Below are 18,752 nucleotides of genomic sequence, written 5' to 3'. Positions count from 1 at the left end.
GCCCTCTTTCCTTTTGCTTACCCAACCTTCTGCGGCGCGGAATACCGCTTCTCCAGCTGTGCCTGTATCATCTCAAAGACAAAACTCACCGCCCAGTAGATGAGCGCGGCGCTGATCAACATCTCAAAGTGTTTGAACTCGGAGCGCCCAAGCGTCCGTGCCAGATACATGAGTTCCATAATGCCCATGGCAGACACCAGCGAGCTGTCCTTAAGCATAGAGATGAAGTTGTTGCCCGTTGGCGGAATGATGATGCGGATTGCCTGAGGCAAAACCACCTTCCACATGAGCTGCCAGGGCTGCAAGCCCAGAGCCGCGGCGGCTTCTGACTGTTGCCGTGGAACCGCCTGTATGCCACCTCGGAAAATCTCCGTCATATAAGCCCCGTAACTGAGCGACAAAGCCAGAATACCTGACGGGATTGCATCCAGCGTAATGCCAAGTTGCGGCAAGCCCAGATAAATCAGATAAACCTGCAACAACAACGGCGTACCGCGAAAAAACGAGACGTAGAACGTTGAGGCCGCATAGGCTGGACCTGAGTTGGACAGACGGGCAAGTGCGCCAGCAAATGCCAGCAAGCTGGCGCAAATGATGGACGCAAACGAGACAAAGAGCGTGTAGAACAGCCCCTTGTAAAGCAGGATCGGCAACCGCTCGATAATGAACGGAAACGACAGGTCAAATGAGTAGAAGAACCCCAGAAACAGCGCCAGAAGCTGCGCCCAGTAGATCGGCACTTGCACCTTCATTGGCAATTTGGAGACGAACACTACGTCTGCTGTGATCACGGCAGAAATCGCGAATGCGGCCAGCACGGAAGCGGTATCAGGGGCCACATCAAGGTTCAGAAGGGTCGTCAGGTATTGCCCAACGCTGCTCAGATCAAACGCCATGAGCAACGCTGCCAGTACCGCGAAGAAAACCAGGCGCCGGGATGGCGCATGGCTAAACAGGTTCACGAGCAGTGTCATAGGACCAACCGCACTAGTGCGTCGTGGATACAAGGTCAGTCCCAAACCACTTTTGGGAAAGCTCAACCAAGGTGCCGTCAGACCGCATTTCCTCAATGATTTCGCCGACTTTCTGAGAGAATTCAGGGTCATCACGAGACGTCACAACGGCCAAAGGCTCAAAGAACACCGCTTCTCCCAGAATACGGATCGGATAGTTCGCCTTGATCGCTTCCAAAATGGTCGGGACCGAAGTGATACCAGCATCCAGACGTTTGCCATCTCCCAAACGCAGGTCATCCAGAACGTTGCTGTCAGCCTCATAGGTGCGAACTTCACCCGGTGTCACGGCGAACTCGATCGCAGGAGAATAAGCAGTGTCCAGCTCCAACTCGTGCTGAAGATAGTACTCGAAGGTTGAACCAGTGCTGGCCCCGATGCGCTTGCCATTCAGCTCCGAAATCGTCTCATAAGACGCGTCTTTATGTACGTAAAACGCAGCCGGTGTGTAATAGTAAACCGCTGGAAAATCGAGCACTTTCGCACGAGCGGGTGTAGGCGTCATAGAGCCAATGGACATCTCCCAGCGTCCGCCCCACTTGCCGGATGTAATGGCCTCCCAAGCCGGGTTCAGAAACTCTGCCTTTGCGCCCATACGTTTGGCAACTTCCTTTGAAACATCAATGTCATAACCTTCAAACACACCATTAGCATTCAGGAATGAAGCTGGCGGATATCCGGAGTTGGTCGCGACACGGATCACCTTGCTCTCCATGACGCGGTCCATCACTTCGCCGGAAAGTGCGGGTTGAGATAAGGCCAGCAAAGACACGCTGACAACCGAGCCAATACTCGCGATTGATTTAATAATATTCATTTACCCCTCCAAATAATAATATTATCCGGGTGATCCTAGGCAACAGAACCAAGGTAAACAAGAGATTCTCATTTATTCATATATGAATACATTTCAGCTTCACTGAGTGAAATCTATAGGACTAATCTATTTATTCTTCTGATTGCCCATTTATTAGATAGTATGTGCGATGACTCATAATAGTCATCGCACATACATCTTCATCTATTGGTATTGAACCGTGCTGCCTTCTGCGATGACATCAAGACCTGCTTCATGCCTCTCCATCGCCTGCACCAATTTCCAGATCGGTTCAAGGAACAGCCCAAACGTGGAGTGATGAATGGGCAGGACACGTTTCGGCTTCAGGCGATCCACCATGTCCACCACATCTGCGGCATCCATGCTGATCTTCCCAAGAGCGCCCGTCACACCCACCCCGCCAACATGCGGCACAAGAACATCAATGGCACCAAAGGCTTGGACTTTGGCCATCACATCATCTACCGGGAGGGTGTCACCGGTCCAGTACATGGTCCTGCGATAATCACCGGCCACAAACTCAAAGAAGTATCCATTACCCGGCCCCAGGATCTTCAGGATCTCCGCATTCTCAGAATGCTCAGCGGGAACTGCCGTGATGGTGATCTGACCAGACTTAGTCGGGAACACCATTTGCTCGCCCCATGGCAGAGCGGTGATATTGGAAAAGCCCTTTTTTACAAACACTTGTTTGTCATGCTCTGTCGTGATCATCGCCATGTCAGAAGCGATTTTCGCCTCTGCTGCTGCATCAAAATGGTCTGGATGGGAATGACTGATCAGTGTTGCGGTTATCGCTCTAAGATCAAACTCGGGTAACACCCCAAATCTTGGCTGCGGTTTGATATTGGGTCCCTTTACAAGGTCAAACATCTCATTCGGGTTCGGCATCACAATCGCCTGCTTCCCAACACCAAAGGCTGGATCCGTGAGGAGCGTCACTCCATCAAAGCTGATGAGCATTGTGGCGCCGCCAAGCCACTGTATCTGCAGTATTTCCTCTGGTGAACCATTCGCTTTTGCATGTGCCAGTGCAGGCAAACCAACAGCAGAAACCAGTGCTGTTGTTCCACTCAAACCAAGAAATTTCCGTCTGTCCATCTTATCACCTATCTCTATATGGAGCATAGGGCTAGCAAACTCTGAGTGGCTGGAGTATTCAGATAATACTGTCATCATTAAACGATATAATTGCATAATGACGAACATCATCCAGTTGCAAACCTTCGTTGACGTCGCTCGCCTGAACTCCTTCACTGAGGCCGCAGAGCATCTGAGTATTCCCCGTTCAACGGTCACAGCTCGCGTGCAAGCGTTGGAGGAACGGCTCGGCGTGCAATTGCTTCACCGCACCACACGGCGGGTTTCTTTGACGCTGGAGGGTGAACGATTTTTGCAGCAGTGCGAGCCAGCTTTGGAAGCGCTTCTACAAGCTGAAAGCGACCTGCTAGAAAAAGACGAACTCTCTGGAAACATTCGCCTTTCCGTCCCAACAGATTATCCGGTAGAAACGTTAGAAGCGCTGCTGAACAGCTTTGGCAAGCTGCATCCCAAGGTCTCGTTTTACGTTGATATGAGCGACAGTCCGGTGGATCTCGTGGCAGATCACTTCGATCTCGCCATCCGCGCGCGGCATCCGGGAGACGAAACCCTGATCGCGCGGCGCTACACTTATGACCCTGTTGGACTGTTCTCCCGCAAACCGCACAAGCTCATCACAGAAGACAACATTGCCTCCTTTGCTCTCCGAGATCCGGGAGGCTTTCTAGCTAAGTTCTCGGTGGGTACAACATCGGCTCACACAATCGAGACCACTAACTTCAGTTTGACCAAACAACTCGCATTATCAACGGATTGCGTTGCTGTGCTGCCAATTTCACTTTGTGAGCATGAGGTAGAACAAGGCCGGTTACACCACCTAAAAACCACACTGCAGATCCCTGAGGTGCCGCTTTACATTGTAACCCCAGCCCGAAAGCACAGACCGAAACGCACACGGGCTTTTATCCAACACATCATAGAGTGCGCAAAAGCCCACCGGTAAGACCAAATGGCTTATGGGCGCAGGCTGAGCAATTCGTTAGTATCCCTGCAGATTTTAGTGACTGATTGCATGGGACGAGAGAGTATGGCGCAGGATACCCTTTTAAAAGAACAGCTTGGTGGTGTTTTGAGAATAACGCTCAACCGCCCAGACAAACTCAATGCCCTCTCACCAGAGATGCGTCAGGACTTGCTCTCCGCGTTGAAAGAAGCCCACACCAGCTCAGAGGTGCGCACGGTTATCCTCACCGGTTCAGGCCGCGCCTTTTGCACCGGGCAGGACCTCAACGACATCCTGCCCGACAGCACTGGCGAAAAGCCGGATTTGGGCGATGTTCTAACACAACATTACAGCCCGATTATTCACGCAATCCGACAGATGGAAAAGCCGGTTTTGTGCGCTGTGAACGGCGTTGCCACGGGTGCCGGAGCTGGTCTCGCCTTTGCCTGCGATATGGTGTTTGCCGCCAAGAGTGCTAAATTCATACACGCTTTCAGCAAGTTAGGTCTTGTCCCTGGTGCTGGTGCGTCCTTCCACTTGCCGAGGATGGTGGGCGAGGTGCGTGCCAAGGGGTTGATGCTGACTGGTATGCCGCTGACTGCGGACCGCGCAGCAGATTGGGGCCTGATCTGGGGAGCCATTGAAGACGACCAACTTCAGGGTGAGGTACTAGATGTTGCAACTAATCTTGCAAAAGGCCCAACATCGGCGTATGCCATGACCAAACATCTCATTCATGCATCAGCTGATAGCACGTTGGAAGACCAGCTTGTGCGGGAAGCGGAGATGCAGCGTCGGGCTGGAAATTCGGAAAACCATGCCGAGGGCCTAAACGCGTTTCTTGAAAAACGCTCACCTGTTTTCAAATAGCGCCCGTATTCTTCTCGTGTGGTTGCGGCGCCTCCCAAAATCATAATTGAGGATATATATGGGCATTATTGCACTCGATCACGTCCAGATGACCATGCCAGCAGGGCAGGAAGACGCGGCCCGCGCTTTCTTCATCGGCCTGCTCGGTTTTACCGAAGTCGAAAAACCTGCGTCTTTACAAGGACGTGGCGGCGCCTGGTTCACTGCAGGCAGCGTTAACCTGCATGTTGGCGTGGAAGATCCGTTCACCCCAAACAAGAAAGCCCATCCCGCCTTTTTGTTGGATAGCCTTCAGGAAACGGTTGATCGTCTGGCCGCAGCGGGCGCTGTGTTGAAAGACGACAAGCCATTGTCAGGCTATATCCGAAAGTTCACCGAAGACCCGTTTGGCAACCGCATCGAGTTGATGCAGAAGACGGCCTGACTGCTGGCGCTGCCCGTCAGAATCGAATTCAAATTTCTGCTTTAGACATTGATAAATAAACAGAAAATCTTCGATTTTTCGAAAACCTCACAATATCCTGTGTGTGTTAGAGGGTGAGTTAATCAAGCAAGCTCACCTCGGCACAGGAGCCTCGGCAGATGACCATTCTCGGTTTGCAACACATCAACCTTCCCATCGCGCCTGACGGGGATAAGCTCGCCCGCGAGTTTTACGTGGACCTGTTGGGCTTTGAAGAAATTGAGCGGCCTGAGATAGCGCGGCACCAACAAGGTGGTTGGTTTTCAGTAGGTTCTGTCAATCTGCACCTGAGTGTGCAAGACCCGTTTGTCGCCAACAAGGTGGGGCATCCGGCCTTCGTGGTGGATGATATCATGAAACTCACAGAGCATCTACGAGATGCGGGCTATGAGGTTTCAGAGGACCCGACCTTCATTGGTTTCCTGAGAAGAACCACCCATGACCCCTTCGGCAACCGCGTTGAACTGATGCAACCCGAGGACATGGTGCAGCACAAACTATAGCTTCTTCAGCTCCTGCAACAACGCGTTGGTGAGGCCGAGCAACTTGCCCTCCGGCAGAATATCTTCGTGGTTCCACGTCACCGCAACTTGCCAATGCACTCCGTTCAACCCTTTGAGATCATAGGTAAAATTAAGAACACCGATCTCGCTTCCAGCTTTGAAAGCAATGCGTTGCCAGTCGGTCTTTTCCGCCAGGCCAGGGTTGAACTGCATCGCCTTGTCATCTGCTATTTCGCCGATCACATCGCAGAGTTCTTCCGCGCTTGCATACCATTCCACTCCGCTGAGATATGGGTCGGCCACATCCTCAATCGCGGGCAGTGAACGTTCCTCGATTTTCTCCAGAATTTTCCGGCGCTTAGCAACACCCGCCTGACCATATCTCTCGGCAAGATCACGATCCGCCTTGAGTTGATAAAACTGACGAGATGTCAGGAACGGCGTCCGTTCTTCCTGCGTTTCCAATGGCTTAGTGCCGATGAGGTTGAGAACAACATCGGCAGCGGAATTGTCAGAGGCTGCCATCATGTGCTGTGCAACCACCTGCAGGGTCACCAATCCACCGCTCATTTTGGCGTAAAGACTGCTAACCGGATGGGATTCCAAGTCTTTTTCCAGTCGAACCTTCTGGTTCCACTTCAGCTCACCGCCTTTCACACGGCGCACCAGTTCCTGCATCACAAACAGCTTGTAAGCTGGGCCAATCGCTAAGGGTTGATCTGCATTTTTGCTGAAAAATTCTACGCCATCTTTACGAATGAGAAGGCTGGACGTTCCAACCATCTCTTGCATCAGAGACAGACACTCATCAAGGTTTTCGACCTGATACAGCGCAGGCTTGATAAATAAGCCTTTGATTTTGCCGGATCTTTCCCGCTCCAACAGGACAACGATCTTAAAGTGCGTTGTTTTGACGAGAAATGCGTTTTTTTGCGTTTCTTTGCTGATTTCTTGCGCTGCTCCGTAAGCGGCAAGTGCATCCTCCAAAGACCGTTTCAGCCCCTGTTCTCCAACCAGAGAAAGGAAGCCGGTCGAGAACATGGAAAGGTCATCGCCGTTGCCATTCCAGAGTAGAAACAGCAGGTCCATATCAGACGTGTTGCGCAGCGCAATCATCTCCGGCGTGATCCGCTTGGCAGGGGAGAGGTTCTCCAGCGCATCCTTTAGGCTCAGGATTGGATCAAGAAACATCTCTTTCAGGGTGCGCATTTCAAATCGCCTCAGGTCAACCAGCTGGAATCGTCTCTCTTCTCTTAAAGTGAGCCTGTGAGATTGGCAAAGCCTGTCTTCCCTCTTCTGCAATAAGCCACAGTTGGGCGAAGTGAGAGGTTGATGCTTAGCCACCTCAGAACAATTCATACCTCGGTCTATAACCAACCAGATCTGCCGGAATAAACCGGGTGCGGAAGCTGTTAGGTTTGGCCCGCATGCCCTTTCGAAGATTCCCGAGCACTCTATGAGGTTGGTATTGTGGAGATCAGTGTCGTTCTTCCGGTTCACAATTGCGGCAAATATCTGCTGCCTGCATTGCAGAGCATAAAGTACCAGAGCTTCCCTCATTTCGAAGTGCTCATGATCAACGATCACTCTTCTGATGGATCGGAAGATGTGTGTGCAGACATCGCCTCTGTTGATGACCGGTTCAAGCTGTTGCATTCCCCCCATTTCGGCATGGCTGGCGCCCTCAACTTTGGCATCTCACAGGCCAGCGGTGTTTACATCGCCCGTATGGATGGCGACGATCTGTGCAGACCAGAGCGGTTTGCCAAGCAGATTGAATTCCTTAAAGAAAACCCGGACATTTCGTTTCTCGGCACCTTCGCCGATCATATCAACGATCATGACAGGGTCATGGGATCCTTTGAGTTCCCAGAGGATGATTTCGAGATTAAAGCGCAATTGGATCGCGGCCAGAACACCTTCGTTCACCCCTCCATGATGATGCGACGCCGCGCACTTGTGGACCTTGGAGGCTATCGCGAGATCTTCACGATTTGTCAGGATTATGACCTCTGGTTACGCGCACAGGACAGGTACTCCTTTGTCAACTTACCAGAGAGGCTTGTTGCCTATCGCGGGTTTCCGGATAAGCGTGATTTGACCAACAGGTTCTGGAAGCATTTTTACATCACCCGCCTTGCAGAAATCAGCGTGCAGCAACGCCGCGCCGGGCACCGCGACCCGGTGGACCAGATGGCAGATGAGTTTGATCTGGAAGCCGTTGATGAGCGGCTTGTGCGCGAGCGCCTCATCTCTGCGCGGCAGGACTATTACTGCAACAAAAAGGCCTTTGTGGATCGCAAATCATTGAACTCAATGGATATCGATCAGGTCAAAGCCTTCCTGCTCAACAATAAGGAAAAGTTCAACAAAAAAGCCCTGGGCCAGGCCTTCGGGCTTTTGTTTGATCAGGCCATGCGGATTGAAGACACTGAAAGCGCTGAGGTTCTTTACAAACTCCAGCGCGAAATCTCAAAGAGCAGGCACCTCAAGTCCCTGCTCTCCAAACCCAACAAATTCGTCAAATATGCATTGAGGAAGCGACTGGAAGAGGAAGCATAGTCTCACTACGCCTCCTCTTTGAGAGTTAGCGCAGTCCCTGGACCTCAGCTCTGGCATAGGAGCCACGGCGAAGCAATGACCATGCCGCTTCATTTCGATCCAAGTAGCGGCTCAGCAACTACTTCTTTTTCTTCTTCGCTGCTGAACTGCCTTTGCTTTTTCTGCCCAATGCAGCTTTTAGCTTTTCGCGCTTAGATTTATGAGCTTTAGGGAAATCCTCTTCCATCTTTCGTTCAGCTGCCTGCATCTGAGAAACTGCCGCACGCGCTTCTTCTAATTTGCCTTCACGGATGAGTTTGCCCAGCAAAGTGACATGCTCTTTGAAGCTTTCTCTATTGACTCTAAATTGGTCCCGTTGCTCTTTTGTCTGCAGTTCTTTTTCTCTGGCATTCAGAGCAACAAGTGTTTCACATGCCTTGTAAGCTGCGCTGTCGAGTTCCCATATCTCATCCTTCAGCGCTTTTTCGCGCTTTTGTTCCTCAGTCAGGTGTTCTCCAGCTTCAATTCGACGTTTCTCTTCAGCAGCACGCTCCGCTTCAGCGGCTGCCTGACGTCGTTGCATCTCCGCCAGCTCATCCTCGAAAGTACCCTTCTTCTTTTTGCCAAAAGCAGCTTTCACTTTCTCGCTTCGGGATTTAGGGAATTCTTCTTCCATCTTTTGAACTGCAGCTTTCAGTTCTGGAATAATTTCGCGAATTGGCTTGATATCCTGCTGGCCGATATGTTTAGAAACATCCGCCATAAACTTCTTCACTTCAGCGCTATTCAAAACAAAGGCATTGCGCTGTGGTCGGGTTTTCAGGTTCTCTTCTTTTGCGTTCAAATCAGCAAGCGACTGGCTTGCCATGTCGAGAATATGCTCAAAACCTGCAACTTCCTTTCGGGTTGCAGCAGCTTGCTTGAGTGCCTCTTCAAGGCTGTCGTAGTAGACCTCTACCTTCTCCAGTTCCGCTTCACCCTTAGCGTCTTCATCCTGAAAATAGAAATCAGAGGCAGTTAGCAGACAGTCTCTGAGATTGGCGATGATGCCTTTGTAGAAATCCTTTTCACCCAAGTCCTGGAACAGACCTGTTTTGTCTTCATATTTGGTAATACGAGGATTATGCGCTTTGATGCGTTCCAGAAGGTCAGATTTCGCGTTGAGTTCGCCTTCAATCGCCTCAGCCCCTTTCAGCTGCTCCATCTGCTCTCTGGCTGCCTGGAAGATGTTGTCCATATCATCCAGATCCTGATCAATGGCACGCAAGGCATTTTCGACCACTTTTGGATCCATATTGCCAAGCTCGATGAGACCGACCTTAAAGGTGTCTGCTTGCTCCTGAGCATCTGCATGAGCGTCTGTGATGTCCGCATAGTGACCTTCGACCTCAGGGTTCTCTCTGGCCCACTTTTCAACCTGCTTCAGTTGGCCAAACCTGTCTCGCACGGCCTGAAGCAACTCATCTATACGGCCAGAGGCATCAGTTTGGACACCACCTTCTCCAGCATCCGGCATGCCAAGTAAGGCCCGCATTTTGCCAAGAGCCACTTCGACACCTGCCAGCAGATCGCTGGCGCCCTTCTTATCACGGTTAGACAGAACAACCTGATCCTGGGTGATCAACGTAAAGGCGTCGTTGTTTGCCTTATAGAACTCTGCAAACTCCTTGGGCTTTTTCTTCAGCTCTTCTTTGCGGGCAGCAAGGTTGGCAAACACACTTTTCACGTTCTTGAGACGGAACTTCATGTCCGCGCTGGTCCGTTCAATTTCAGCAGCTGCGACATCAAACGCTTCCTGCATATCAGCAATCTGGCTGTTGAACGCGTTCAACGCAGCAACACTTACAGCCGTGCTGTTATCAGCCATGGCCACATTGAGCGCTTCAAGCGCCTTTGCTGCGAGCGTACGGGCCTGGTCAAAGGCTCCAAGATCAACGCTCCAAGCCTGAATCTCAAGCCGACGCTTCACCAGAATCTGCAATCTCGCAGTCGCTTCTTTTGCCTTGATATCAATGTCGGTGATATCGTTCTTACGGATTTCCTGAGCTTTGGCAAAGAGTTGCTGCATCTTTACTAAATAAGATTTGGCAGAGGAAACGGATTGCTGAAGTTGTTCGCAATGCGCTTCTTTATCTTCCATATCCTCCTGTGCACATGTCATGCCATCCTCATAACTTGCCAACGCTCCCTGATAGACCGTCTCGAATTCAGGTCCATTCACGTGCTGACAAATCGGGCGCCAATTGGCATCGCTTGTGTTGATGCCAGTTTTCAAACTGGTCAGGTCTTCTCTCAGACGTGCCAGACGGTTCTCGAAGACGTCGCCCGCTGTTTCTTGATCTGCTGAAATAATTTCGGCGGTTTCCGCATCATTGTGCCCTTGTGCCACCAGACTGATTTTCTTCATGCGCATATGCATGGTTCGACCGGTTTCAACCAAACTATCAATCTTGGGCAGAGCTTTTTTGACGTCTGAATCAAGCCAGAGATCTGTCGCCATTTTATGCCCGCCATCCAGTGCATTTTTCGCGACTTGATAGGCATCTTCAAATTCTGTCACAGACTTTTTGGACCAACCTGTCTTGTCCTGTTTGTGCTCTTCTTCCACCTTTTGGTGTAGGGCAAAAATCGCATCCTGCCGTTCAGCAAGTGCGATCTCTTCACCAAACACATCATCAAGGAACTCAACATCCTCCATCGCATGCGCGCCCTTGGAAACCAGACCGAATTCCACATCATCAGCGGTGGCTTTCTTCGCGGTCTTGGCATTCTTTGGCGTTTCAAAGCACTTCGGCATGTTGCCGATGGCGGCTTTCATCTGCTCGATGGCTGTTTTGGCATCAGCAACGCGATTTTCAGAAATGAGCAGCTTAGCTTCCTGCCCCAGCGTCTCCACCATGGTCTGATAGCTCAGCAGGTCAGAGAGCTGTTCTTCATAGGGGATCTTATTACGCTGTTTATAATAGGTACCGGCTTCTTTAAGCAAATCAGAGACTTGCTGCACATAACCATCCAGCCTGAGCGCGGTTGAAACACCACGATCAAGAGCATCACTCATGCCCTTCAAGCTAAGCTTTGCGTTGTCGAGGCAATCATTTGCAGCATCAATGTCTTCACCAACAGCTGCAAGTTCTGCTTCATTCAGGTAGTCATCGGTTTTCTGCTCAAAATTCTCGAATATCTTGAGCTCTTCCTTGTCGATGATCAGATGGGCCTTTTCCGTAAGACTTCCGAATTCTACATAGGACTGCGCTACTGCATTCTGAATGCCTTCCGCGGTATCAAGCGATACCTCAAGCGCCTCGGGCACTTCATCTCCATAGGAGGAAACAGTATCGGCCTCAGAAGGATCAATACTGCAAATTTTGAGCATAGCATTCGCCCATGCATCAACCTGACTGGACTGTTTTGGAGTACCAGCAGTTTCATTTGAACCGGAAGGGATATCGGAACCAGCCATAACGGACCTCTTGGCGCACTAAAATAAGTTAATGCGGGATATCACTTACGCCATGAGATTATGTTTCACTATTCCCCCTCTATCGAGCGAATATTTATTAAAAAGAAGACATCGTGAAATTGACGAAGCCACTACGCGAGAGCCTCAGCCAAGGTTTGTAGTCAGTCGTTTACTAATTGCTTGGTCTGCTTGTACTTTGGAAAGAAGATCTTATCCCTGATGCTTGAATTAGTAGACGGGAGGCACGAAGCTGTATTGGTCTCCTCGGAACGATCTGGTGTGATTGTGATGCCTATTCTGGCTGCCACCAATTCCAGCACGCCTTAATTGATACTGCGCGTCATATTCAGTCTGATCTTCTTCTCCCTAAGCCGCTCAACAACTGAGCAGCCCGCATCAAACAAACAAAAATGAACCAATTGAAGGAACGGGGGAACAAAGGATAGGTTGACCTAGCCAACACACATACTAGGACCGCTGCGAGACGTTCGCTAACATTTTACAATGTAATTTAGCTCGCAGTGCTCTACGCTGTTCAAACAAGAGAAGATGTTCCCACTATCAAAACTGAAGTTAGCCACCGAACTTTAGAGCGTTAACAGCAGTAAGTATGCCCTCGGATATCCTAGCATTAGAATTTCCTGCAAACAGCTGAACGGTCGGAACAGCACCAGCGCCAGTTAGAGCATCATACAGAACCACAAATTTCTTGACAAATTTGTCTACTTCCCTCGGGTCCTGAAACTTCTCAATGTCGAACTTTTCATTGATTGCTGCGGCCTGGTTGTCGATATCGGTGCCAACCATCGACTCAGGCATACCAAGTACGGTTCGCACGACCTGGTACAAAGCCGGGGATCCTAGAATTTCATATGCATCCGAGATGTCTGCTGCTGTTCTTTGAAAGTTGAGTGCAAGTCTTACGCCTTCGTTCTTCTCGCCTTCATCTTCTTCAAAGTTGGATTGAATATACTTTTCAACGATGTTTTTTGTGTTCTCGACTCGTTGCGCTTCTACTTTGTCTTTATATTTCTCAACTGCATCTTTGAGTTCAGCAGGTTTTTTCAACTCATCTATATCAAAGTTTTCTTCGAACCATTCAACCCGCTCATCTTTTGGACCACGAATGATCTCATCAGGAACATCATAGGCAGTGGTTATCACTCTATAGAGTGCTGGATCTGCCAAAAGTTGAACTGTAAAAATGACGTCTCGCGGCATCTTTTGCTGGTAATAATCGGCAAGTCGATCAATATCCTCAACTTTTTCACCTGGTACATTTGTATATCGAACGATTCTCCTATCCAGAGCTTCATTTTTAATCGACCAATCGAAAGTACCTTCGATGGTTCCGTCTTTATTAAAGGGAAATACTTCAGCCAGTTCCTTAAATCGACCATCGCTTAGTGTATTCGCTAGCGCTTTTTCGTCTGACGTGCCTTCAACAAGTACCTTGCGGACCATCCCCTTTGCGTAGGCCATGTCTTCAAGGCCCATCGTTTTCATCATGAAATTATACAAGCGATAATCGTTTAGAAGATCGTCAACGGTCTCTACGTTCTTAAAATTTTCTTCGTAGTACTGAATCTCGCGTGCAATTATTGGATCTTTGGCTGTTCGATCCTTTGCAGCAGGCAAGTCGCGATTAAGCACTGAAAATCGAAGATGAGTATCCATTGAATTGAACCCGATTACATAAAAACAGTTTGGGGTAGTCTGACTCGGTTGTCTTGTCTGAACCTGATGAAGCTTAGTGCAAATATTCTCAACGTGTTGGTTTATTTAAGCTGTTGTAATGATTGTTCTTCAGGCGGCAAGCACGAGCCATGCAGAGTTTGGTCCTGCCCAGTTTCCAACCTTAAGACTGGTTTTCTTGAGCTTCTCGTGATGTTGCAATGATTATTGGAGAATCGCCTCACGTAACCTCGCATCCCTTCCCTCAAAAAAAGACCCCCACCGTCTTTGGCGAGGGTCGTGGAAGTTTTTCTGCCCTAGATGTGCCTCGTACCGAGTTGGAGGGGCGTTTGGCTTTGGCTGTTTGTTGTAATCAGGCGCCGCTGGGGGCAGTGCCTGATGTTTTTGTTGGCGTATTCTTTTTATGAGAACCCTAGGTATTCTCCGGAGTTCGGTTAGCTCATTTTTTCTATACGCGCGGGGAGAGCCTGGCGGGCGATGCTGCCGACGACGGGGTCGGCGAGCAGGGCCGGACGTTTGCTGGTTGGGTCGGTGTAGCCCAGATCATTGCTGTTGGTGCCGAGGCCCCGCTCAGAATGTCCTTCCAAAATGACCTTTCCGATCTTGTGGGTGCGTGCGCCCAGTTCGCGGTGGCCGTAGCCGTGCTCAATGCCGATGGCGCCCCGTGCGATACCTTGGCGAACCAAGGCTTGCCCGTTGATGCGGTTGCTTGGGGAGATGACGGTGATCCAGTCTCCGGTTTTGATGGAAAACTGGTCCGCATCCACCGTGTTGATGGCGATGGCGTTGGAGAGTTTCAGATCATCCAGATACGGATTGCCTCCGGTGCTGGAAGAGCGCAGCTGGGATTTGGTGCTGACAACGCGGAACGGCCATAGATCCGGCGGGAAGGCTTTGTCCACTTGAGTTCCATCGGCAAAGCTTGGGGCCTGCCACGTTGGGCAGCCAACAAACTTCTTGCCCGTCATGGAGCTTCGCGCGGTGCCGACAGTCTCGTTCCAGACCTGAATGCCTTTTTTGTAGGAGCGAGCAAATGTCTCGCCCTTGTAGGTTTTCGCCGCATCCTCATAGCGGCCACCTCTGTTGTAAACATAAGCAACACGGCGCCATTCATCTGGCTTTAACGTGCTTTCTAAGTCCGCTCGGATGCGATCCACACCGGTGATCGTCATGTCGGCATCATCACTTTCTGGAACAGCTCCCCCGTCAAACGCCACGTTGGCACCGGCTCGCATCCAAAAATCCTCAGAGCGGTGCAGCGGGTGCAGGTTGCCGTCTGCATCCGGGATGGCTTTGTCGCCAAAGCCCGGCAGATCCATGCGTTTGGCCACATCAATAAAGAAGTTATCCATGTCCATGTGGCGGCCATCCGGTGTTTTGCCGGTCTGACAATCCACCACCGGCCAGCGGGCCGTGGAGACCTTGGTTGGCACACCGCCCCAGGCGGATGCCCAGCCCCATGCCTCGTAGAACACACGGTCCGGCACGATGTAATCGGCGAAACGAGAGGTCTCGTTGATGAATGGATCAATGGCGATGAACAGCGGCAAGCGCTTGGTGTCTTTGATCTTCTCTTTGACGTCGTTCTCCATGCCCGCAACACCGTAAACCGGATTGGAGGACCATGTGATCACGGCCTTGGCTTTGTAGGGATACCCCTCCAACACAGAGGTGAGCCATTGCGCGCCCATGGGTTGGGTGAAAGAATGCCATGGCGCCTGTGCCGGATATGGGTTTTTGCCTTCCGCAGTCAGACGCTTGAATTCGCTGGTTCTCTCGTAGGCGAAGCCACCGCGGCCTGCATCCACGCCTTTCACCTTCACCTTGCCGGGGAAGGCAAGCAGGTTATAGCGTGGGCCTTTTTGCACATCCTTGAAGCGACCGCCACCAGCTGTGGTGCCGCCTTTGGCGTTGAGGTTGCCGACCAGTGCGTTGAGCATGACGATGGCGTAGGCGGTGTAAAAGCCTGCTGCATGCATGGTTCCGCCGTGGCAATCGGCAGCTGCCTGTTTGCCAACGCTGGTGAAATCGCGTGCCAGAGAGATGATACGCTCTTCCGGTACACCACAATCAGCGGAGTATTCAGCAAGCGTTTTGCGCAGTGCCTCCCGGCGCAGCAAGCTCAGGCTGGTGGCTACGGGCACAGTAGAACCATCCAGAAGTCTCACGGTTCCCTGGTGGAACAGTGTGGCAGGGCGGCCCTTTGCAGGAGAAAGCTCTCCCGTTTGCGCATCAAGGCACATTGGTGCTTTTTGAGCATCTTCTTCCAGGTCAGCTGTTACCATTCCTTGCCGCAGGAATGAGCCGCCTTTTGGATGCTCTGGATCATCAATGACCAGATGTGTTGCATTGGACCAACTGGCCTCCCCTGCCGTCTGAGCTGCTGCGCCGGACGGTTGAGCCAGAAACTTGGCATCGTATCGTTCGTTTTCCATGATCCAGCGGATCATGCCCATCACCAGTGCCCCATCGGTGCCCGGCCTGATAGGAACCCATGTATTGTCCTTGCCAAACGCATGGTTTTGAGAGTTGGTGAGAACAGGGTCCACCACTGCATATTTGACCCCATCACGCCCACGGGCAGCACCCATCAGCGTGCCCTGCAGCTTGTAGGGGTTGCCTGCATTGCCGGGGGCCGTGCCGATGAACAGCATGTACTTGGCATGGCGATAGTCCGGCTTCAGGTGTGGCTGCTTCTTCAGGTTGTCCAACATGGCTGCATAACCAGCCCGCATGGACAGGCCGCAATAGGAGCGGTGCCCCACGAAGTTGCGGGTGCCGTAAGCCATTTTGGCGAAGCGGGCAGCCATCATCAGGCGACCGTTTTTGAACACCGGGATCACCACCAGCTGGTTGGCTTTAGGGCCATATTCCGGATTTTCAGGATCAAGCGGTGTTTTCAGGTCGCGGATCGCGCGCAGGCCTTCCACCTGGCCTTCCCCAAACAGATCACCGCCCTCAACGGTTTCCTCAATCAACTGGTCCCAGGAAATTTCCTTCCACTGGCCGCTGCCGCGCTCTCCCACGCGTTTCATTGGCTTGAGAATGCGTTCCTTGCTGTTTTGCTTGGCGATGGCAGCATTGCCGCGCCCACAGGCGGTGGAGCGTCCTGCAAGGCCTTGCTCACCATAGGCAGACAGGCCGGTGATCGCGTCTTTGATGGGCGTGTCGTATGGAATGTGCGGATTGGTGGAGAGTGGGCTGTACGGGTTGCCGGTGGCGCGCAGAATGTCGCCGGAGGCTTTGTCGACCCGCACACGAATGCCGCAAACGCTGGTGCAGCCCATGCACATGGTGTAGCCGACCCGTTGATCAGGGTTGAGGATCACCTCTCCAGTGGATGAGTCCACCTTGTATTCCGGTGGCAAAGCACCACCGGCAATGCCTTTGGCTTTCGCTGAACCCACTACACCTTGATAGAAGTTTTTGCCTGTTTCAGCAAAGCCCCAGAAGGCAGCGCCAGCTGCGCCAAGAGCGGTTGCACCTTGAAGAACACCACGGCGAGAAATAGTCATAACTGGCTCTCCTTAGGCTTGAGTTTGCTTGCTGGCACGCACGGCCAGCAGGTTGATGAGAAGCGTCACGAAGATCAGACTGAGGATCAGCAGGCCTACAGACCCGGCAAGCGTGCGCAGAGCATCCTGAGACAACGCGGCTTCATGGCCATAAAATACGGTCTCGGTTTTGGACATGAGTTGCGCCCCGTTGAATGTGGACCAGCGGAAAGCCAATGCCCCAAACACGGCCAGCGCCCCACTTACACCGCGCAGCAACAAAGAGGCCTTTGCACTCACAGCCAGAACCACCGGAACCACGACACCTGCGATGATGAACCCACCGAACAAGCCGACAGGGGCATAGTCTGCCGCCAGAGTTGAGAGGTTGGTGTCAGTCAGCATCCAAAGGCCAAACACGACCAGAGTTGCGGCACCTGTCACCACCAGCATGTAGCGGCCTTCCCCCTTCTCACCATTGAGGCTATCAATGGTCATGGTGGCACCGGCACCGCTCATAAGGGCGGTCAGAATGAGCACAACGGGGAAGCCAAGTGTGTTCCACACCGGACGCGCGGCAACCACGCTCATTTCACCAGCGGTGTACCCTAAAATGCAGAGGGCCAGAGCGCCAACAACCATGGTCAGCATGCGTTCACCGCCGCACATGGGCGCGTTGCCGCGACGGCCTGTCATGAACGCCAGCAAAAGCGTAGAGGCGATAAACAGCGGCAGGAACCAGCTGCCCCACCACATGATGGAGCCGGGTGCAGAGCCACTGTAGAAGTGCATAAAACGTGCAGGCTGGTGTAGGTCGGCCAGCAGTGGCAAACCAGAGGCAAGCGCAAAACTGGTGGCGACAATCAGGGCGCCTTTGGCTTCTGCAACGCGCACAAGACGAGCATAAGCCAGCAGCAATGCAGCCCCTGCGCCCGTTCCAACCAGCAGGAAGTAAGCGACCGCCCAGGGCCGCCAGACAGCTTCATGATCAAATGACATCAGATCAACAGCAGGCATAACTCACACCTCCCCATGTGCAGGCGTTTCAAGACCTTGGCGCAAATCACGGGCACCACCACCAACCGCAACGGTTGAGGCAAGCCTGTCATCCAGCCCGATGTAATAGACGTTTGGTCCTGTCTTAAATTCCGGTCGCAAGCCCTTGGTTTCATGCTGCGCCATCTGCTTGCGGATTTCGCTTTCCGGATCATTCAGATCGCCAAACACGCGGGCGTTGCCAACGCAGGTTTCAACGCAGGCCGGCAGCAAGCCAACAGACGTGCGATGCACACAAAATGTGCACTTGTCCGCAACGCCGGTTTTGTGGTTGATGAAGCGCGCTTCATAAGGGCACGCCTGCACGCAGTAGCCGCAGGCCACGCATTGCTCGGCATCCACCACCACAGCACCCTCATCGGTTTTATAGGTGGCATTGACCGGACACACCGGAATGCACGGCGGTTCGTCACAATGGTTGCACAAGCGCGGCAGCACGGCCTGACTTGGACCATCCGGGCCTTCCAGCTCGTATATGGGGACAGCGGTACGGTGCTGGCCTGCGGGCACGTCGTTTTCAATGGTGCAGGCCACGGTGCAGGCCTGACAGCCGATGCATTTGCGCAGATCCACCAGCATGCCCCAGCGCTTGGGCTTTGCCTGTGCGCTTGCAGCTGCCGGCGCTGCCACCGCAGCTGTTGAGCCTGCCATGGCCAGTTTGAGGAACTCACGTCTTGAATTCATGTCTCCCCCCGGAGTGTCACGGTTTGGGTTGTTCCCAAGCTACCGGGAGGCCAGCAACAAAAATATTGGGGAGGTTATCTGCGGGCTTAGG

At 52.1% G+C, this 18,752-nt stretch carries 14 protein-coding genes; 5 read left to right on the top strand and 9 right to left on the bottom strand.

Annotated features, from left to right (window positions below):
* Positions 1–17: 17 nt before the first annotated feature.
* The 3 genes from PsW64_RS20025 to PsW64_RS20015 form a co-directional block, all read right to left on the bottom strand.
* Entirely contained in the window at positions 18–974 is a 957-nt protein-coding gene (locus PsW64_RS20025; protein ID WP_063304714.1) for an amino acid ABC transporter permease, read from the bottom strand.
* A 13-nt stretch (positions 975–987) separates the two neighbouring features.
* The gene (locus PsW64_RS20020) at positions 988–1,830 is read right to left on the bottom strand and encodes a transporter substrate-binding domain-containing protein (RefSeq protein ID WP_063287950.1); all 843 of its coding nucleotides are present in this window, start codon (positions 1,828–1,830) and stop codon (positions 988–990) included.
* 204 nt (positions 1,831–2,034) lie between these two features.
* The gene (locus PsW64_RS20015; RefSeq protein WP_208980900.1) at positions 2,035–2,952 is read right to left on the bottom strand and encodes an MBL fold metallo-hydrolase; all 918 of its coding nucleotides are present in this window, start codon (positions 2,950–2,952) and stop codon (positions 2,035–2,037) included.
* A 97-nt stretch (positions 2,953–3,049) separates the two neighbouring features.
* Between PsW64_RS20015 and PsW64_RS20010 the strand changes: the two genes are divergently transcribed.
* The 4 genes from PsW64_RS20010 (at position 3,050) to PsW64_RS19995 (ending at position 5,731) form a co-directional block, all read left to right on the top strand.
* Complete coding sequence (locus PsW64_RS20010) at positions 3,050–3,895, top strand: LysR family transcriptional regulator (protein ID WP_063292908.1); 846 nt, start codon at positions 3,050–3,052, stop codon at positions 3,893–3,895.
* An 84-nt stretch (positions 3,896–3,979) separates the two neighbouring features.
* Positions 3,980–4,765 carry an enoyl-CoA hydratase-related protein gene (locus tag PsW64_RS20005; RefSeq protein ID WP_063292909.1) on the top strand — a complete coding sequence of 262 codons (786 nt, stop codon included), beginning with the start codon at positions 3,980–3,982 and terminating at the stop codon, positions 4,763–4,765.
* 58 nt (positions 4,766–4,823) lie between these two features.
* Entirely contained in the window at positions 4,824–5,189 is a 366-nt protein-coding gene (locus tag PsW64_RS20000) for a VOC family protein (RefSeq protein WP_063304713.1), read from the top strand.
* A 158-nt stretch (positions 5,190–5,347) separates the two neighbouring features.
* On the top strand, positions 5,348–5,731 hold the full coding sequence (locus PsW64_RS19995) for a VOC family protein (RefSeq protein WP_057462329.1): 384 nt from the start codon (positions 5,348–5,350) through the stop codon (positions 5,729–5,731).
* Here PsW64_RS19995 and PsW64_RS19990 read toward each other — a convergent pair.
* Entirely contained in the window at positions 5,726–6,940 is a 1,215-nt protein-coding gene (locus PsW64_RS19990; protein WP_063304712.1) for a serine hydrolase, read from the bottom strand. The genes PsW64_RS19995 and PsW64_RS19990 overlap by 6 nt on opposite strands.
* A gap of 261 nt (positions 6,941–7,201) precedes the next feature.
* Between PsW64_RS19990 and PsW64_RS19985 the strand changes: the two genes are divergently transcribed.
* Positions 7,202–8,293: a glycosyltransferase family 2 protein gene (locus PsW64_RS19985; protein ID WP_063304711.1), complete on the top strand. Its 1,092-nt coding sequence runs from the start codon at positions 7,202–7,204 to the stop codon at positions 8,291–8,293.
* 118 nt (positions 8,294–8,411) lie between these two features.
* Here the strand turns inward: PsW64_RS19985 and PsW64_RS19980 are convergent, their stop codons facing one another.
* The 5 genes from PsW64_RS19980 to dsrO form a co-directional block, all read right to left on the bottom strand.
* Complete coding sequence (locus tag PsW64_RS19980; protein ID WP_063304710.1) at positions 8,412–11,732, bottom strand: hypothetical protein; 3,321 nt, start codon at positions 11,730–11,732, stop codon at positions 8,412–8,414.
* 573 nt (positions 11,733–12,305) lie between these two features.
* Positions 12,306–13,409 (bottom strand): DUF1217 domain-containing protein, encoded by a 1,104-nt coding sequence (locus tag PsW64_RS19975; protein WP_063304709.1) that lies wholly within the window; start codon positions 13,407–13,409, stop codon positions 12,306–12,308.
* 452 nt (positions 13,410–13,861) lie between these two features.
* Positions 13,862–16,942: a molybdopterin-dependent oxidoreductase gene (locus PsW64_RS19970; protein WP_063304708.1), complete on the bottom strand. Its 3,081-nt coding sequence runs from the start codon at positions 16,940–16,942 to the stop codon at positions 13,862–13,864.
* Between the two features lie 12 nt (positions 16,943–16,954).
* The gene (nrfD, locus tag PsW64_RS19965; RefSeq protein WP_063304707.1) at positions 16,955–17,938 is read right to left on the bottom strand and encodes an NrfD/PsrC family molybdoenzyme membrane anchor subunit; all 984 of its coding nucleotides are present in this window, start codon (positions 17,936–17,938) and stop codon (positions 16,955–16,957) included.
* A 3-nt stretch (positions 17,939–17,941) separates the two neighbouring features.
* Positions 17,942–18,661: a sulfate reduction electron transfer complex DsrMKJOP subunit DsrO gene (dsrO, locus tag PsW64_RS19960; RefSeq protein ID WP_063304706.1), complete on the bottom strand. Its 720-nt coding sequence runs from the start codon at positions 18,659–18,661 to the stop codon at positions 17,942–17,944.
* Positions 18,662–18,752: the final 91 nt, after the last annotated feature.

It is taken from the genome of Pseudovibrio sp. W64, from assembly GCF_001623145.1.
GTDB lineage: Bacteria > Pseudomonadota > Alphaproteobacteria > Rhizobiales > Stappiaceae > Pseudovibrio.
This window is presented reverse-complemented; position numbering and strand designations above follow the sequence as displayed.

What these genes read in the sequence shown, in the direction of transcription:
- PsW64_RS20025 (WP_063304714.1), bottom strand. Translation starts at nt 974, where the DNA reads ATGACACTGCTCGTGAACCTGTTTAGCCATGCGCCATCCCGGCGCCTG.
- PsW64_RS20020 (WP_063287950.1), bottom strand. Translation starts at nt 1,830, where the DNA reads ATGAATATTATTAAATCAATCGCGAGTATTGGCTCGGTTGTCAGCGTG.
- PsW64_RS20015 (WP_208980900.1), bottom strand. Translation starts at nt 2,952, where the DNA reads ATGGACAGACGGAAATTTCTTGGTTTGAGTGGAACAACAGCACTGGTT.
- PsW64_RS20010 (WP_063292908.1), top strand. Translation starts at nt 3,050, where the DNA reads ATGACGAACATCATCCAGTTGCAAACCTTCGTTGACGTCGCTCGCCTG.
- PsW64_RS20005 (WP_063292909.1), top strand. Translation starts at nt 3,980, where the DNA reads ATGGCGCAGGATACCCTTTTAAAAGAACAGCTTGGTGGTGTTTTGAGA.
- PsW64_RS20000 (WP_063304713.1), top strand. Translation starts at nt 4,824, where the DNA reads ATGGGCATTATTGCACTCGATCACGTCCAGATGACCATGCCAGCAGGG.
- PsW64_RS19995 (WP_057462329.1), top strand. Translation starts at nt 5,348, where the DNA reads ATGACCATTCTCGGTTTGCAACACATCAACCTTCCCATCGCGCCTGAC.
- PsW64_RS19990 (WP_063304712.1), bottom strand. Translation starts at nt 6,940, where the DNA reads ATGCGCACCCTGAAAGAGATGTTTCTTGATCCAATCCTGAGCCTAAAG.
- PsW64_RS19980 (WP_063304710.1), bottom strand. Translation starts at nt 11,732, where the DNA reads ATGGCTGGTTCCGATATCCCTTCCGGTTCAAATGAAACTGCTGGTACT.
- PsW64_RS19975 (WP_063304709.1), bottom strand. Translation starts at nt 13,409, where the DNA reads ATGGATACTCATCTTCGATTTTCAGTGCTTAATCGCGACTTGCCTGCT.
- PsW64_RS19970 (WP_063304708.1), bottom strand. Translation starts at nt 16,942, where the DNA reads ATGACTATTTCTCGCCGTGGTGTTCTTCAAGGTGCAACCGCTCTTGGC.
- nrfD (WP_063304707.1), bottom strand. Translation starts at nt 17,938, where the DNA reads ATGCCTGCTGTTGATCTGATGTCATTTGATCATGAAGCTGTCTGGCGG.
- dsrO (WP_063304706.1), bottom strand. Translation starts at nt 18,661, where the DNA reads ATGAATTCAAGACGTGAGTTCCTCAAACTGGCCATGGCAGGCTCAACA.